Origin of the sequence: Stutzerimonas stutzeri, assembly GCF_009789555.1 — a bacterium.
Taxonomy (GTDB): Bacteria; Pseudomonadota; Gammaproteobacteria; order Pseudomonadales; family Pseudomonadaceae; genus Stutzerimonas; species Stutzerimonas stutzeri_R.
Map to the genome: position 1 here is coordinate 3,318,880 of NZ_CP046902.1, position 15,103 is coordinate 3,333,982.

Consider the following 15,103-nt stretch of genomic DNA (forward strand, 5'->3'; position numbering starts at 1 on the left):
GCTGCATCGTACGACGGCGGTAACGGGTCAGGCGCGGCCCGGTACCGCGCGGTGAAGCCGGCCCCCGCACACGGGTCAGCGCGGCATCATCCGAACCCCGAACAGGTCGGACAGCGGCCCCGGCCGGCCCAGATGGTATCCCTGCACATAATCGACGCCGATGCTTTGCAGGCATTCGAGAATCGCCTCCGATTCAACGAACTCGGCAACCGTCTGTAACCCCATCTCATGGCCAATGCTGTTGATCGACGCCACCATCGCGCGCGCGATCGGGTCGTGGGCGATGTCGCGAACGAAACTGCCGTCGATCTTCAGGTAATCCACCGGAAGTGTCTTGAGGTAACCGAAGGATGACAGTCCTGAGCCAAAATCATCCAAAGCGAAACTGCAACCCACCGCCTTGAGACGCTCCATGAACGTCATGGCGCGGCTGAGATTGGCAATCGCGGCGGTTTCGGTAATTTCGAAACACAGGCAATCGGGCGGAATCTGGTGGCGCTCGATCGTGGTCAACACAAATTCGAGGAAGCTCTCTTCACCTAGCGAGGTCGCCGAAAGGTTGATCGAGTAATGCCCCAGAGGCGCATCGGGATGGCGGCGCAGATCGCCGATCCATGCCAGGAAGTTGCCCACCACCCAGCGATCCACGGCGGGTGCCAGGTCGTAACGTTCTGCCGCCGGCATGAAGGCACCGGGCGGAATGATGGAGCCATCGTCCCCCTGCATGCGCACCAGCACCTCATAACGTTGCAGGCCATCGGTGCCTGCGGCACGCACGATGGGCTGAACGAACAATCGCAGGTGATCGCGATCCAGCGCGCGCCGCAGGCGGTGCGTCCATTGCATCTCGCCGCGCCGCTCCATCAGTTGATGGTCGTCGGCCTGATAGATGTGGACACGGTTGCGTCCGCCGTCCTTGGCGGCATAACAGGCACTGTCGGCGGCACCAAGCAGGGGTCCGAGCGTCTTGGTGTGTTCGTCGATGGCAACCAGCCCGATGCTGGCACCGACGGCGAAGCTCTTGCCTTCCCAACTGAAGCGAAACTCGTCGACTGCCTGGCGTATCGCTTCGGCGATCCGTACAGCCTGGCCCAGCGGACAATCGACGAACAGAATGCCGAACTCATCGCCACCCAGCCGCGCAAGCACGTCGTTGCTGCGTACGCGCGCCTTGAGCAACTGCCCCAGCTGCCGCAGCAGCTCATCGCCGGCGGCGTGACCGCAGGTATCGTTGACGACCTTGAACTGGTCCAGATCCATGTAGCAGAGGCTGTGCTCGCCGCCGACGGCATCACGCAGAAGCAGCTCGATCCGACGCTCGAATGCCGAACGATTGATCAAGCCGGTGAGGTTGTCATGGTTGGCCTGGAATGTCAGTTTGCGCGCCAACTGCCGCGTCACCGTGACGTCACGGAAGGTCAGCACGGAGCCGATGACGACACCGCTCGCATCACGGATAGGCGCCAGTGCGTCCTGTACCGCCAGCTCGCTGCCATCAGGCCGACGCAGGATAGCCGGTGCACGCTCGGTGCGTTCCTGACGATCACTTCTGCGCCTGAGAGCGAGGCCAGGGGCGCTGGGCAGCGGCGCCCCGGTGATCTCGTCGAACAGGCGGTACACCTCGTCTAGCACCAGCCCCTGCGCGGCGGACTGTTGCCAGCCGGTCAGCCTTTGCGCACTCGGATTGAGGTAACGCACGCGCCCCGCCTGGTCGGTCGTGATCACGCCATCGCCAATGGAGGCAAGGGTGACCTGGGCGAGCATCTTCTCCGCGAAAAGCTGCTCTTCGACACGACGCCGCTCGGTCACGTCACGCACCATGCAGACAAAGCTGTCCTCCGCCGATCCACCCTGGCTTGCAGTCAGCTCGGCGGCAAAGACCTCGCCGCCTCGCCCTCGAAGCATCATCTCGGCCTTGAGCTCGCCGTCCGTCCCGGGCAGTAGCGAACCGCCGTCGACGACGAGCTGCTGGAACGACCGCCCTACGAGTTGCTCGGCTGGCAGGCCAAACAGCCGCTCGGCACCCGGATTGCAACTGGTCAATATGCCGTCGCGGCCATAGGTGACGATCCCGTCGCGAATATCCCTGACGATGCTTTGCGTCTTGGCCACGGCCTGCTGCAACGCGCGAATCACCTTGTTGTATTGCTCGGCGATCTGCCCTACTTCGGTGAACGGCTCGACTTCAACCTCACGCTGAAACTGCCCGTGGCGCTGGTGTTCGGCCATGGCATCGAGCAGTTCGACCAGTTCGGTCCGCGCACCGTGCTCGCTGACGTTCAGACCGTTGCGTTCCTCATCGGGGCCAACCCGCAGCGGGTAGTAGCGATTGATCAGGCGCAACAGCAGGTAGGTCAGGCCGAACGCCCAGACCGCACACACCAGGATGCCTTCGAGCTGAACCAGCAACTGGTCGAGACGGCCAAGCTCGCTGCCCAGCAGCGTCGGCTCACCGAACAAGGCCACCGCCAGCGTGCCCCACAGACCGGCCGCCAGGTGAACCGGCACGGCACCCACCGCGTCATCGATGGCGCAGCGCACCAACAGGCGATCGGCGAGCCACATGACCAGGCCGCCTCCGGAACCGATCAACAGGGAATCGCCGACCGTCACGGCATGTGCACTTGCGGTGATGGCGACCAGACCGGCCAGCATGCCGTTCAGCAGCCCGACAGGCTCCGTATAGCCGTAGCGCCACGAGGACAGGAACATCGCCACGGCAATGCCGGCCATACCGGCCACCACGGTATTGACGATGATCCCAGGCACCCGTGCATCGAAGCTCAGCGTGCTGCCGCCATTGAAGCCGAACCAGCCGAACAGCAGCAGCAAGCTGCCGAGCATCGCCAGCGGCAGGTTCGATCCGGGCATGCTCTGGCGAAGCCATCTGCTATCGAAACGCCCGGCACGCGGGCCGATAACCATAATCGTCGCCAGCGCGACCCAGCCGCCGACGCCGTGCACCACGGTCGAACCGGCAAAATCGATAAAGCCACGCTGCGCCAGCCAGCCTTGGCCTTCACGCAGCGCACCGCCCCACGCCCAGTGGCCGAACAGCGGATAGATCAGCCCGGCCGACAGCATGGCGACAATCAGGTAAGCGTTGAAACGCATGCGCTCGGCCGCCGCGCCCGAAACGATGGTTGCGGCAGTGGTGCAGAACATCGCCTGAAACAGAAAGAAGGCCAGCGGCCAGCTGTCGTCAATGGCGAGGTCGAGCATGAACAAGCCGGACCCGATCATTCCCCCCTCGCTGGTGCCGAACATCAACCCAAACCCGAACAGCCAGTACAGCAGCAGGGCGATGCACAGGTCGGCCATGTTCTTGGTCGCAACGTTTATCGCGTTCTTCGTGCGGGTCAGGCCCGCTTCCAGGCAAAGAAAACCGATCTGCATGTTGAACACCAGACCGGCACATAGCACTACCCAGAGAATATCGATGGAGTCTTTTTGCATATGCGTCCCGTGCTGGGAGAACTGCCCGCTCGTGCGGTGGAAGCACAGCACAGGGTGCTGGCAGTTAGCTACTAGCCAGAACCATGCCATGAACCCACATCCGAGGCGTTGAAAACGGTGGCGCCGACAGTTGCCCTGCCGCTCCCGCCCTCCCTGCCCCGAGCGATGGCGGTTTGTCAGGAACCCAGCAGGTCACGCATGGCGGCGAACACTTGCGCCATGGCCTCCGGGCTTCGGCCCGGGCCGCCGGCACAGTGCCCCCAATCGGACGTCAGGACCCGCAGCTCGGCGTTGGGCATCAACGAGACCTCGTGGCGCGCATCCTCGACGGTGAAATACAGATCGCTGCTGCTCGGCATGACGATGGCGCGCGCACGCACGCTGGACAAGGCCGCCTCCAGGCTGTCGAAGCCCGCCAGCGTTGCCGGGTCGGCCGCCTGCCAGGTGTCGAGAACGCATAACAGATCGTTCGCATCCTGTGCGAGGTGGTCCTCTTCCCAATAGGCGAGCAAGGCGCCGAGGCTGTCGAAGCCCAGCGCTCGCCATTGTTCACTGCGAAAGAAAGCCGACGAGTAGGCCCAACCGGCGTAGCTACGGCCGAACGCCCGCAGGCCCCGCTCGGGCGGCACTGTATAGTGCCCGCCCCGCCACGCCGAGTCGGCGCAGAGCGCCGCCTTGACGCCTTCGAGGAAGACATGATTGTGCGGCCAGCAGCGCGCCGTGCAACAGAACGGCAGGATGCGTTGCACCCGCTCCGGAAACAGCATGGCCCAGTGCAGCGCCTGCATGCCGCCCATGGACCAGCCCGTGACCAGCCGCAGTCGCCAATCGCCGAACACTCGGTCGAGCAATTGCGCTTGAGCCCGCACATTGTCCGCCAGGCTGATACGCGGGAACTCCGGGCCGCGCTGCCCTTCGGATGCGTTGCTGGGCGAACTGGACCAGCCGGCACCGAACAGATTGCTCAGCACGACGCAATACTCGCCGCTACCCAGGGGGCTGCCCGCACCAAGCAGGGGCAGGCTGCCCCAATGCGAGCCACCGTAATAGCTGGGGATCAGCACGATATTGTCGTTCTGTGCATTCGGCACGCCCAGTATCTGGTAGCACAGCCTCGCCTGGCGCAACACCTGCCCGCAGTCGAGCGCCAGGTCACCCAACTCCATGAAGATTTTTTTCTTTTCTATTTCAAGCACTTGAACGACCTCGCGTGGGTTGAGCCTGAGCGTGGGCGGACCGGTCGGCGCCGCGACTATACACACTGGCATGTATATTGGATGAAGGATTCGTGCCACAGCGCATGACGCTGGCCCGAATTCAGCTAGGGATTTCCCACCATGACGACCTTTCCGCTTTCCCAGATCGACGAACTCAAACAAGGCCTGCAGGACAAGGGCGTCAAATACGCCATGGCCAGCTACGTGGACATGCATGGCGTGATCAAAGGCAAGTTCGTGCCGCTGGCACACCTCGGCCAGATGCTGCGTGGCTCCGAGCTGTATACCGGCGCCGCGCTCGACGGCGTGCCGCAGCAGATCAGCGATAACGAAGTCGCCGCCATGCCCGATCCGGCGAGCGCCACCCAATGCAGCTGGAACCGCAGCCTGGCCTGGTTCGCCAGCGACCTGTATCTCGACGGCAAGCCGTTCGATGCCTGCTCGCGGGGCATTCTCAAGCGCCAGACAGAAGCGGCCGCGCAGATGGGCTACCGCTTCAACCTGGGCATCGAAACCGAATTCTTCCTCTACAAGGACACGCCGGACGGCGGATTCGCCCCGCTCAGCGACCGCGACACCGCCGCCAAGCCCTGCTACGACCCACGCTTGCTGATGGACAACCTGCCGGTGATCGACGAACTGGTCGAGGCCATGAACGAGATGGGCTGGGGCGTCTATTCATTCGATCACGAAGACGCCAACGGCCAGTTCGAGACGGACTTCAAATACGCCGACGCGCTGACCATGGCCGACCGCTTCGTGTTCTTCCGCATGATGGCTAACGAAATCGCCCGCAAGCACGGCGCCTTCGCAACCTTCATGCCCAAACCCTCCGCGCAGCGCACCGGCAGCGGCGCGCACTACAACATGTCCCTGGCAGACCTGGCGTCGGGCAAGAACCTGTTCGAGGTGGACGGTGAAGACCCGCACGGTTGCGGCGTGACCCCGCTGGCCTATCACTTCATCGCCGGGGTGCTGAAGCATGCCAAGGCCATCTGCGCGGTGATCGCGCCGACCGTCAACAGCTACAAGCGGCTGATCCGCAAGGGCGCGATGTCCGGTTCGACCTGGGCGCCCGTGTTCGTCTGCTACGGCAACAACAACCGCACCAACATGCTGCGCATCCCGTCCCAGGGCGCGCGGGTCGAATGCCGCGCCGCAGACATCGGCTGCAATCCTTATCTCGGCGCCGCGATGATCCTGGCGGCCGGCCTGGAAGGCATCCGCGACAAGCTCGAGCCGGGCCAGCCGCACCGCGAAAACATGTACGACTACAGCGAGAAAGATGTCGCTGCGATGGGCATCGAAACCCTGCCGCGCACGCTGTCCGAAGCCATCGACGCGTTCGAGGCCGACCCGCTTTCGCGCCAGGTCTTCGGCGATGCGATGTATGAAGCATTCGTCGACTACAAGCGCGACGAGTGGAACGCCTACCACACCCATGTTTCCGACTGGGAAATCCAGCGCTATCTGAAATTCTTCTGACTCGATGAAAAGGAGATTCACCATGCACGCCAACACCTTCAAGCGCCTGCTCTGTGCCGGTGCGGTCGTCTTCGCCGGTCTGTCGCCCTTTGCCGCCCAGGCTGAAGAAAAGAAAAGCTTCGATATCGCCTGGACCATCTACGCCGGCTGGATGCCGTGGAAGTACGCCGACGAGTCCGGAATCATGAAGAAGTGGGCGGACAAGTACGGGATCGAAGTGAAGATCACCCAGATCAACGACTACGTCGAATCCATCAACCAGTACACCGCCGGGCAGTTCGATGGTGTGGTCGCCACCAGCATGGATGCGCTCTCGATTCCAGCGGCAGGCGGCGTGGACACCACCGCGCTGATCGTCGGCGACTACTCCAACGGCAACGACGGGCTGGTGATGAAGGACAGCGCCGACTTGAAGAGCCTCAAGGACCAGCAGATCCATCTGGTCGAGCTGTCGGTCTCCCACTATCTGCTGGCGCAGGCGCTGGAGAGCGTCGGCATGAGCGAGCGCGATGTGCAGGTGGTCAACACCTCCGACGCCGATCTGGTGGCCGCTTTCGGCACCGAGGACGTGCGCAACGTGGTCACCTGGAATCCGCTGCTCGATCAGGTCGCGGCCACGCCCGGCGCGCACGAGGCCTTCGATTCCAGCCAGATTCCCGGGCACATCAAGGACCTGACCATCGTCAACAGCGAAACCCTGGCCGACAACCCCGACTTCGGTAAAGCCGTGGTGGGTGCCTGGTATGAAGTGATGGCCATTCTGGAAAGCGACACCGAGGAAGGCGCCAAAGCGCGTGCTGCGCTGGGTCAGGCGTCCGGGACGGATCAGGCCGGTTACGAAAGCCAGCTCAAGGGCATGAAGATGTTCTGGAAACCGGCCGACTCACTGGGCTTCATCCAGAGCGACGAGGCCTACCAGGCGATGGACAGCGTTCGCCAGTTCTCCTTCGATCACGGCCTGCTGGGTGATGGCGCCGATTCGGTGGACTTCGTCGGCATCGCCATGCCGGGCGACAAGTTGCTCGGCTCCGATGCCAACGTCAAACTGCGCTTCGATACCTCCTACATGCAGATGGCCGCTGACGGAAAGCTGTAGCCAGGCCGTTAGCGGGATGCAGGACCGTTCAGGACCTGCTCTCGCTACCAGCTTCAAGCCATTCTCCCCGCCTTTCTTCACCTCAGATCCGAACCACCATGCGCCGTACCAAAGAAGACGCCGAGCAGACACGCCTGAAAGTCATCGCCGCCGCGCTGGAGCTGTTCAGCCGCAATGGCTATTCCAACACCACGCTCGCGATGATCGCCGATGAGGCGGGCTTCAGCCGTGGCCCGATCTACTGGCATTTCAAGAACAAGGACGAGCTGTACCAGGCGGTCCTCGGGTATTCCCAAGGCCCCCTCGAGCAGTTGATCGAGCAGAGCCGGAGCCTGGCGCATCAGCCGCTGGCAGCCATCGAGCATTTCGTCAGCGAATGGTTTCGCCTGCTGCTGGACGATCAGTGGCACCGGCAATCCTTCGAAATCCTGCTGAACAAGACCGAGCTTACCGAACGGATGACCGAGACGCTCGAACGCGAACGCAGGCTGACGCGCAACATCGTGCAGTTGCTGCAAGGCCTGATCGAAGGGGTCGGTTCGAGCAGCGGACCGGCCCGTCCCGACCCGCACGCCCACGCGCTGTTTCTTTACTCGGGCCTGATGGGCATCACCCACAGCTGGCTGTTCTCCCCCCGGTTGTTCAACCTGGAAACACAGCAGCGATTCTTCATCACGCAACTGCTGGCCCCGTTTCAGCCAGGCTGAAAGGCTGGCGCACTGTCTCGCCTGATCGTTCAGCCAACATCCAGCGTCTGGTGCACGATCCGCTCCAGGTCGCCGAAAAAGAACGGCTTCTGCAAGGTGGGGATGTTCAGAAAACGAGGGTCCATGCCGCCTGCGCCGTAGCCCGTGGCGAACACCAGCGGGATGTTTCGGGCCATCAGTCGCTCGGCGATCGGGAAACTCGGTACGCCATCGAGATTGACGTCCAGCACGGCCAGATCGAAGGTGCCGGTTTCGGCGGCGAGCAGTCCATCGCTGAAGCGCGAGAGCACTTCGACGTGCGCGCAGCCAATGTCGCTCAGCATGTCTTCGAGCAGCATGCCGACCAGTGCCTCGTCCTCTACGACCAGCACCCGCAGGTGTTCGAGGCGCTGGGTCTTCATATTCAGGCTTCGGTCGTTCACGGCAGCGGCACCTCGATATCGCACGCCACCCCATCGAGCGGATACGCCAATCGCACATGCGCGTCGAGTTCGCCCGCCAGCCCGTATTCGAGCAGGCGTGAACCGAACCCCCGGCGAAGAGGGGGCGATACGGGCGGCCCGCCGACTTCCTTCCAGTGCAAGCGGACGCACTCGCCGCTGGCACCGGGCGCCACCTGCCATTGAATGCGGACCTGGCCCTCTTCGCTGACCAGCGCACCGAATTTCGCCGCATTGGTGCACAGCTCATGCAACGCCATCGACAGCGCCAGCGCCGCCTTGGGGCGCAAACGCAGGACCGGCCCCTCGGCAACGAAACGATGACGGCCATTGGCTTGAAACGGGGCGACCACCTGGTCGACGATGTCATTCAGGCGCGCCGCCTGCCAGCTTTCCCGCGAGAGCACGTCATGGGCCCTGGATAGCGCGATCAGGCGCCCTTCGAACCAACGATAGCCGTCGCTGATCTCGTCACGACGGAAACTTTGCGCCGCGATCGACTGTACGGTCGCGAGGGTATTCTTGACGCGGTGATTCAGTTCGTTGAGCAGCAGTTGTCGACGGTCCTCTGCCACCTTGCGCTCGGTAATATCCACCAGCATGTTCACCGCCCCCACCAATTCACCGGCGCCATTGCGCAAGGGTGTGGGATAGGCCAGGAACGGCACCCGCGTACCGTCGGGCCGCTCGGCCACGGCCTCGGCGCCATGAATGGCACGGTTCTCGAGCAAGGCAACGGCCATGGGGCAGGTTTCGTGCGGCATCGGCGTGCCGTCTGGCCAATGCAGTCGCCAGGTGACGCACCACTCGTCGGCCCCGATCTCCGGGACGCGCCCGGCCAGCTCCACGCAGGCCTGGTTGAAGTAGGTGACCGTGCCACTGGCGTCGGTGGTATAGACGGCGCTGGGCAGCGCATCGAGCAGGTTCGCCAACCGCCGCTCCGCCTCTCGAGTGGCCGCCTCGAGACGCTTGCGATCGGTGATATCGCGGGTCACGGCCAATTGCACGAAACCCCGTGGCGCGCCGGGCAGACTCTGCGGCATCGCCATGGGAACGGCATGGGTTTCCATGTGACGCCGGGTGCCGCCCAGGCTGATGATGTCGAATTCCCAGTTGAGCTTTTCACCCCCGCAGACGCGCTGGTGCTGGGCGCGCCAGTAATCACGGTGCTCGGGCGCGATCACATCGAAAACGCATTGGCCTTCCACCTGCTCCGGGGTTTTTGCATCCAGCATGCGCAAGCCCGCCGGATTCATCTGCACCAGTACGCCGTCATGGTCGACGACCTTTACGCACTCGGGGGTGTTCTCGACGATTGCGCTGAGCCATTCGACGCTGCGCCGACGGTCGGCATTGCACTGCCGGGCCGGCGTGTTGGCCTGGAAGCAGACGATGGCGCCGGTGACCGCTCCAGTACCGTTGCGCACAGCCTGGATATTGGCGAGCACAGGGGTTGGCCCTCGATCAGGCTGATCGATCAGCAAGGCAATGTCCTGGCTGGGCCGCCCGGTGCGGATCGCGTCTGCCAACGGCGTATCGTCAAACGCCCACTCGGTGCCGTCGGAGCAGAGAATGCGAAGCCGCCCGTAGGCCTTGATGGCATCGCCGCAAATCTGCTCGGCGATCCGGTTGTAACGCAATACCGCACCGTCGGCGTCAAGTGAGCAGACGCCGATTGGAAGCATGTCCAGCAATGCATCATCGAAGGACAGCGGGCGACCGGGTGTGTCGACAACCGGACTTACGTCGGGACTATCTGGACTCAACATCTATAGTTTCCAAGGTCACAGTTGGGTCTCGCGCTGCACAGAACCAGGGGCCACGATCTGCAGGGGCTCCCTTCGGCATCCGCGAGCCCACCTGCCGCTGTGCGTTTATGCAGAGCTGCTATGCGCCAACCCGCATTGATGTAGATAAATTTGCACTCTAGGATCAGGAAAGCTCAAACGACCGGCCTTAATTCAATAACAACAATCGCTAGGACCCACCATGACCCAGTCAAGTGCCATCCCCACAGTCAAACTCCTGATCGGCGGCGAGCTGGTCGAGTCGTCCACCAGCCAATGGCGTGACATCGTCAATCCCGCGACCCAGGAAGTCCTGGCCCGCGTGCCGTTTGCAACCGAAGCGGAAATGAACGCCGCGGTCGCCAGCGCCAAGCAAGCCTTCAAGACATGGCGCAAGACACCGATCGGCGCTCGCTCCCGGATATTTCTGAAGTATCAGCAACTGATCCGGGAGAACATGAAGGAGCTGGCGGCGATCCTCACCGCCGAACAGGGCAAGACACTGCCCGATGCCGAAGGCGATGTGTTTCGCGGGCTGGAAGTGGTGGAACACGCGGCCGGCATCGGCAACCTTCAGCTGGGTGAGTTGGCCAACAATGTCGCCGGCGGGGTCGATACCTACACCTTGCTGCAGCCGCTCGGTGTCTGCGCAGGGATCACACCCTTCAACTTTCCGGCGATGATTCCGCTGTGGATGTTTCCAATGGCCATCGCCACCGGAAACACCTTCGTGCTGAAACCCTCCGAACAGGACCCCATGGTGACCATGCGCCTGGCCGAGTTGGCGATGCAGGCCGGCGTGCCGCCGGGCGTGCTCAACGTCATCCACGGCGGCGCCGACGCGGTGAATCTCATCTGTGACCATCCGGACATCAAGGCCGTGTCGTTCGTCGGCTCGACCAAGGTCGGCACCCATGTGTACAACCGCGCCAGCCAGGCGGGCAAGCGTGTGCAGTGCATGATGGGCGCGAAGAACCACGGCATCGTCCTGCCGGACGCGCACAAGGAGCAGACACTCAACAACCTGGTCGGCGCCGCCTTTGGCGCGGCGGGTCAACGCTGCATGGCGCTGTCCGTCCTGATCCTGGTCGGCGAGGCGCGGAACTGGTTGCCGGATCTGGTCGCCAAGGCCAGGACGCTGAAGGTCAACGCCGGCGTCGAAAGCGGTACCGATGTCGGTCCGGTGGTGTCCTGTGCCGCATTGGATCGCATTAGCTCGCTGATCGAACGCGGCGTTGCCGAGGGCGCCGAACTGGCGCTGGACGGACGCAGCCCGCAGGTGGCGGGCTACGCCAAGGGTAATTTCGTCGCCCCCACGATTTTCTCCGGCGTAACGCCTGACATGAGCATCTACCGGGAGGAAATCTTCGGCCCGGTGCTCTGCGTGATGCAGGTCGATACCCTTGACCAGGCCATCGAGCTGATCAATGCCAATCCGAACGGCAACGGCACCGCTATCTTCACCCGCTCCGGCGCGGCGGCGCGCCATTTCCAGGAAGAGATCGACGTAGGCCAGGTCGGTATCAACGTGCCGATCCCGGTACCCGTGCCGATGTTCTCGTTTACCGGCTCGCGCGGCTCGAAACTCGGCGATCTCGGTCCGTACGGCAAGCAGGTCGTGCAGTTCTATACCCAGACCAAGACCGTCATCCAGCGCTGGTTCGACGAGGATGAGGTCGGAGGCTCGGTAAACACCACCATTACCCTGAAATAACCGCGGCGGCGCCGTACCCATCGTCGGCGCCACCCATTGCCCTATAACAAGAAGGAAACGGCCATGCATATCGGTTTTCTAGGACTCGGCAACATGGGCGGCCCCATGGCCCGCAATCTGCTCAAGGCGGGCCATCAGGTCTGTGTATTCGACCTGAGCACCGCAGCGGTCGATGCGCTGGTGCAGGCCGGAGCGACCCAGGCGACGTCGGTCGCCGGTGTCGCCCGCTCCGATGTCGAGGTCATCATCACCATGCTGCCCGCCGCGACGCACGTGCGGCAGGTCTACCTCGGTGAAGACGGCCTGCTGGCGAACGTCCCGGCGGGGGTTTTGTTGATCGACTCGTCCACCATCGACCCGATGACCGCGCGCGAAGTGGCCGCAGCGGCGGCGAACAATGGCAACCCGATGATCGACGCGCCGGTATCCGGCGGCACCGTGGGCGCCGCGGCTGGCACCCTGACGTTCATGGTCGGTGGCAGCGAAGCGGATTTCCAGAAGGCCCAGCCGATCCTCGCGACGATGGGCAAGAACATCGTCCACTGCGGCGGCACCGGTAACGGCCAGGTGGCCAAGGTGGCCAACAACCTGCTGCTCGGGATCTCCATGATCGGCGCCGCCGAAGCCATGTCATTGGGCGTCTCGCTGGGAATGGATGCCAAGGTCCTGGCCGGCGTGATCAACTCGTCCAGCGGGCGCTGCTGGAGTACGGAAGTCTACAACCCGTTCCCCGGCGTGGTGGAGAACAGCCCGGCCTCGCGCGAGTACAGCGGCGGCTTCGGCACCGATCTGATGCTCAAGGACCTCGGTCTCGCCGCTGAAGCGGCCAGGCAGGTGCGCCAGCCGGTTATCCTCGGCGGTCTCGCGCAGCAGCTGTACCAGGCCTTCAGCATGCAGGGCAACGGTACGCTGGACTTCTCCGCAATCATCAAACTCTACCGTCAGGAGCATTGAGCATGACCCAGGCAGAAGCGCCGGTACTGATCGAGGTGCGTAATCGTGTTGGCTACCTCACCCTCAACCGCCCGGCCGGGCTGAACGCCGTGACGCTGCCGATGATACGCAGCCTCCACCGCCAATTGCAGGACTGGGCGGACGACCAGCAGATCGTCGCCGTGGTGTTGCGCGCCGCGGGCGAAAAAGCCTTTTGCGCCGGCGGCGACATCCGCTCGCTGTATGACAGCTACCAGAACGGCGAGCGCCTGCACCGGGTGTTCTTCGAGGAAGAATACGCGCTCGACCAGTACATCCATGCCTACAGCAAGCCCCTGCTGGCGCTGATGAACGGGTTCGTGCTCGGCGGCGGCATGGGGCTGGTCCAGGGCGCATCGTTGCGGGTGATCTCCGAACGCACACGGATGGGCATGCCAGAGGTCGGCATCGGTTATTTCCCCGACGTCGGCGGCAGCTATTTTCTGCCGCGCCTGCCGGGCAACCTCGGCATCTACATGGGCGTGACCGGCAACCATGTAAGCTCCGCCGATGCGCTCTATGCGGGACTCGCCGACTACTGCGTACCCTTCGAACGTTTCGGCGAGCTGGAGCGATGCCTGGATCAGCAGGACTGGAACGCACCGCCCCACGAGGTGCTCAGCGCCCTGCTCGGCTCGATGGGCAGCGCCGAACTGCCTGACGCCCCGTTCAAGACCCTCTTCCCTGCCATCGAAAAGCATTTCGCCCATGAAAGCATCGCCGCCATCCGCCAGTCGCTCGCCGACGAGCACCGCGCCGAGTACCGCGATTGGGCGGCAGAAACGCTGAAGGTCATCGACAGCCGTTCGCCGCTGGCCGTCAGCGTGACGCTGGAAATGCTCCGCCGCGGTCGCGAGCTGTCCCTGGCCGAGTGCTTTCGCATGGAGCTGCACCTGGACCGCCAATGGTTCGATCGAGGCGACATCATCGAAGGCGTTCGCGCGCTGATCGTCGACAAGGACAGGAATCCGCGCTGGAACCCGCCTACGCTTGACGAAGTGACACCGCGCCATGTTGCCGATTTCTTCGCCGGTGCCTGAGGAGCGTTCATGCACGACATCGAACTGAGTGAAGAACAGCGGATGATCCGCGACATGGCGCGCGATTTCGCCCGCGCCGAAATCGCCCCAAAGGCACGGGCCTGGGAACAGGCCGGCTGGATCGGCGACGAGACCGTCACGCAGCTCGGGGAACTCGGCCTGCTGGGCATGATCGTTCCCGAGCAATGGGGCGGGACCTATATCGATTACGTCGCCTACGCACTGGCCGTCGAGGAAATTTCGGCGGGCGACGGGGCCATCGGCGCCCTGATGAGCATCCACAGCTCGGTCGGTTGCGGTCCGATACTGAACTTCGGCACGCCGCAACAACAGGACGAATGGCTCCCCGATCTCGCCGCGGGCCGCGCCATCGGCTGTTTCGCCCTCACCGAACCCCAGGCCGGCTCCGAAGCCCACAATCTGCGCACCCGTGCCGTCCTCGAGAACGGCGAATGGGTGATCGACGGCGCCAAGCAGTTCGTCAGCAACGGCAAGCGCGCCAAGATCGCCATCGTCTTCGCGGTCACCGACCCGGCGCTGGGCAAGAAAGGCCTGTCGGCGTTCCTGGTGCCCACCGACAATCCCGGTTTCATCGTCGACCGCATGGAAAGCAAGATGGGCATTCGCGCCTCGGACACCTGCGGCGTGACCCTGCGCGACTGCCGCGTGCCCGAGGCCAACCTGCTCGGCCCGCGCGGCAAGGGGCTGGCGATTGCCCTGTCGAACCTCGAGGGCGGGCGCATCGGCATCGGCGCGCAAGCGCTGGGCATCGCCCGCGCGGCGTTCGAGGCTGCGCTGGGTTACGCTCGCGAGCGCGTCCAGTTCGACAAGCCGATCATCGAACACCAGAGCGTGGCCAACATGCTCGCCGACATGCATACACGACTCAACGCCGCGCGCCTGCTGATCCTGCATGCCGCGCGTCTGCGCAGCGCCAATCTGCCGTGCCTGTCCGAAGCCTCCCAGGCCAAGCTGTTCGCCTCGGAAGTCGCCGAGTACGTCTGTTCCAAAGCCATGCAGATTCACGGTGGCTACGGCTATCTGGAGGACTATCCGGTCGAACGCTACTACCGCGACGCGCGGATTACCCAGATCTACGAAGGCTCCAGCGAGATCCAGCGCCTGTTGATCGCCCGTGAGTTGCGCCACTACGGGGTGTGACCGACCGAGCCAGAATGCGCGATCAGAG

11 protein-coding genes are annotated in these 15,103 nt (G+C 63.6%); 7 read left to right on the top strand and 4 right to left on the bottom strand.

The window, feature by feature from the left end:
* Positions 1-75: 75 nt before the first annotated feature.
* Together amt and GQA94_RS15205 are read right to left on the bottom strand one after the other, a co-directional pair.
* Complete coding sequence (gene amt, locus GQA94_RS15200; RefSeq protein WP_158188805.1) at positions 76-3,456, bottom strand: ammonium transporter; 3,381 nt, start codon at positions 3,454-3,456, stop codon at positions 76-78.
* A gap of 176 nt (positions 3,457-3,632) precedes the next feature.
* Entirely contained in the window at positions 3,633-4,652 is a 1,020-nt protein-coding gene (locus tag GQA94_RS15205; protein ID WP_158188806.1) for an alpha/beta fold hydrolase, read from the bottom strand.
* 141 nt (positions 4,653-4,793) lie between these two features.
* Between GQA94_RS15205 and glnT the strand changes: the two genes are divergently transcribed.
* From glnT to GQA94_RS15220, 3 genes are all read left to right on the top strand, one after another.
* Positions 4,794-6,158: a type III glutamate--ammonia ligase gene (gene glnT, locus GQA94_RS15210; RefSeq protein ID WP_158188807.1), complete on the top strand. Its 1,365-nt coding sequence runs from the start codon at positions 4,794-4,796 to the stop codon at positions 6,156-6,158.
* 22 nt (positions 6,159-6,180) lie between these two features.
* Positions 6,181-7,254 (top strand): putative urea ABC transporter substrate-binding protein, encoded by a 1,074-nt coding sequence (locus GQA94_RS15215; RefSeq protein ID WP_158188808.1) that lies wholly within the window; start codon positions 6,181-6,183, stop codon positions 7,252-7,254.
* 98 nt (positions 7,255-7,352) lie between these two features.
* On the top strand, positions 7,353-7,961 hold the full coding sequence (locus tag GQA94_RS15220; RefSeq protein WP_158188809.1) for a TetR family transcriptional regulator: 609 nt from the start codon (positions 7,353-7,355) through the stop codon (positions 7,959-7,961).
* Positions 7,962-7,990: 29 nt separating this feature from the next.
* On the opposite strand, the gene GQA94_RS15225 is transcribed toward GQA94_RS15220, so the two are convergent.
* Both GQA94_RS15225 and GQA94_RS15230 read right to left on the bottom strand, forming a co-directional pair.
* The gene (locus tag GQA94_RS15225; protein WP_233270170.1) at positions 7,991-8,383 is read right to left on the bottom strand and encodes a response regulator; all 393 of its coding nucleotides are present in this window, start codon (positions 8,381-8,383) and stop codon (positions 7,991-7,993) included.
* Positions 8,380-10,170: a PAS domain-containing sensor histidine kinase gene (locus GQA94_RS15230; RefSeq protein WP_158188810.1), complete on the bottom strand. Its 1,791-nt coding sequence runs from the start codon at positions 10,168-10,170 to the stop codon at positions 8,380-8,382. Before GQA94_RS15230 ends, GQA94_RS15225 begins: the two co-directional genes overlap by 4 nt.
* Before the next feature lie 220 nt (positions 10,171-10,390).
* On the opposite strand from GQA94_RS15230, the gene GQA94_RS15235 reads away from it, so the two are divergent.
* The 4 genes from GQA94_RS15235 (at position 10,391) to GQA94_RS15250 (ending at position 15,075) form a co-directional block, all read left to right on the top strand.
* Positions 10,391-11,902 (top strand): CoA-acylating methylmalonate-semialdehyde dehydrogenase, encoded by a 1,512-nt coding sequence (locus tag GQA94_RS15235; RefSeq protein WP_158188811.1) that lies wholly within the window; start codon positions 10,391-10,393, stop codon positions 11,900-11,902.
* A gap of 63 nt (positions 11,903-11,965) precedes the next feature.
* On the top strand, positions 11,966-12,856 hold the full coding sequence (gene mmsB / locus GQA94_RS15240) for a 3-hydroxyisobutyrate dehydrogenase (RefSeq protein ID WP_158188812.1): 891 nt from the start codon (positions 11,966-11,968) through the stop codon (positions 12,854-12,856).
* Between the two features lie 2 nt (positions 12,857-12,858).
* On the top strand, positions 12,859-13,914 hold the full coding sequence (locus GQA94_RS15245; RefSeq protein ID WP_158188813.1) for an enoyl-CoA hydratase/isomerase family protein: 1,056 nt from the start codon (positions 12,859-12,861) through the stop codon (positions 13,912-13,914).
* A gap of 9 nt (positions 13,915-13,923) precedes the next feature.
* Positions 13,924-15,075: an acyl-CoA dehydrogenase family protein gene (locus GQA94_RS15250; protein WP_158188814.1), complete on the top strand. Its 1,152-nt coding sequence runs from the start codon at positions 13,924-13,926 to the stop codon at positions 15,073-15,075.
* Positions 15,076-15,103 lie beyond the last annotated feature (28 nt).

Coding starts and splice junctions, on each gene's coding strand:
- GQA94_RS15250 (WP_158188814.1), top strand. CDS start 13,924: ATGCACGACATCGAACTGAGTGAAGAACAGCGGATGATCCGCGACATG.
- GQA94_RS15235 (WP_158188811.1), top strand. CDS start 10,391: ATGACCCAGTCAAGTGCCATCCCCACAGTCAAACTCCTGATCGGCGGC.
- mmsB (WP_158188812.1), top strand. CDS start 11,966: ATGCATATCGGTTTTCTAGGACTCGGCAACATGGGCGGCCCCATGGCC.
- amt (WP_158188805.1), bottom strand. CDS start 3,456: ATGCAAAAAGACTCCATCGATATTCTCTGGGTAGTGCTATGTGCCGGT.
- GQA94_RS15220 (WP_158188809.1), top strand. CDS start 7,353: ATGCGCCGTACCAAAGAAGACGCCGAGCAGACACGCCTGAAAGTCATC.
- GQA94_RS15215 (WP_158188808.1), top strand. CDS start 6,181: ATGCACGCCAACACCTTCAAGCGCCTGCTCTGTGCCGGTGCGGTCGTC.
- glnT (WP_158188807.1), top strand. CDS start 4,794: ATGACGACCTTTCCGCTTTCCCAGATCGACGAACTCAAACAAGGCCTG.
- GQA94_RS15230 (WP_158188810.1), bottom strand. CDS start 10,170: ATGTTGAGTCCAGATAGTCCCGACGTAAGTCCGGTTGTCGACACACCC.
- GQA94_RS15245 (WP_158188813.1), top strand. CDS start 12,859: ATGACCCAGGCAGAAGCGCCGGTACTGATCGAGGTGCGTAATCGTGTT.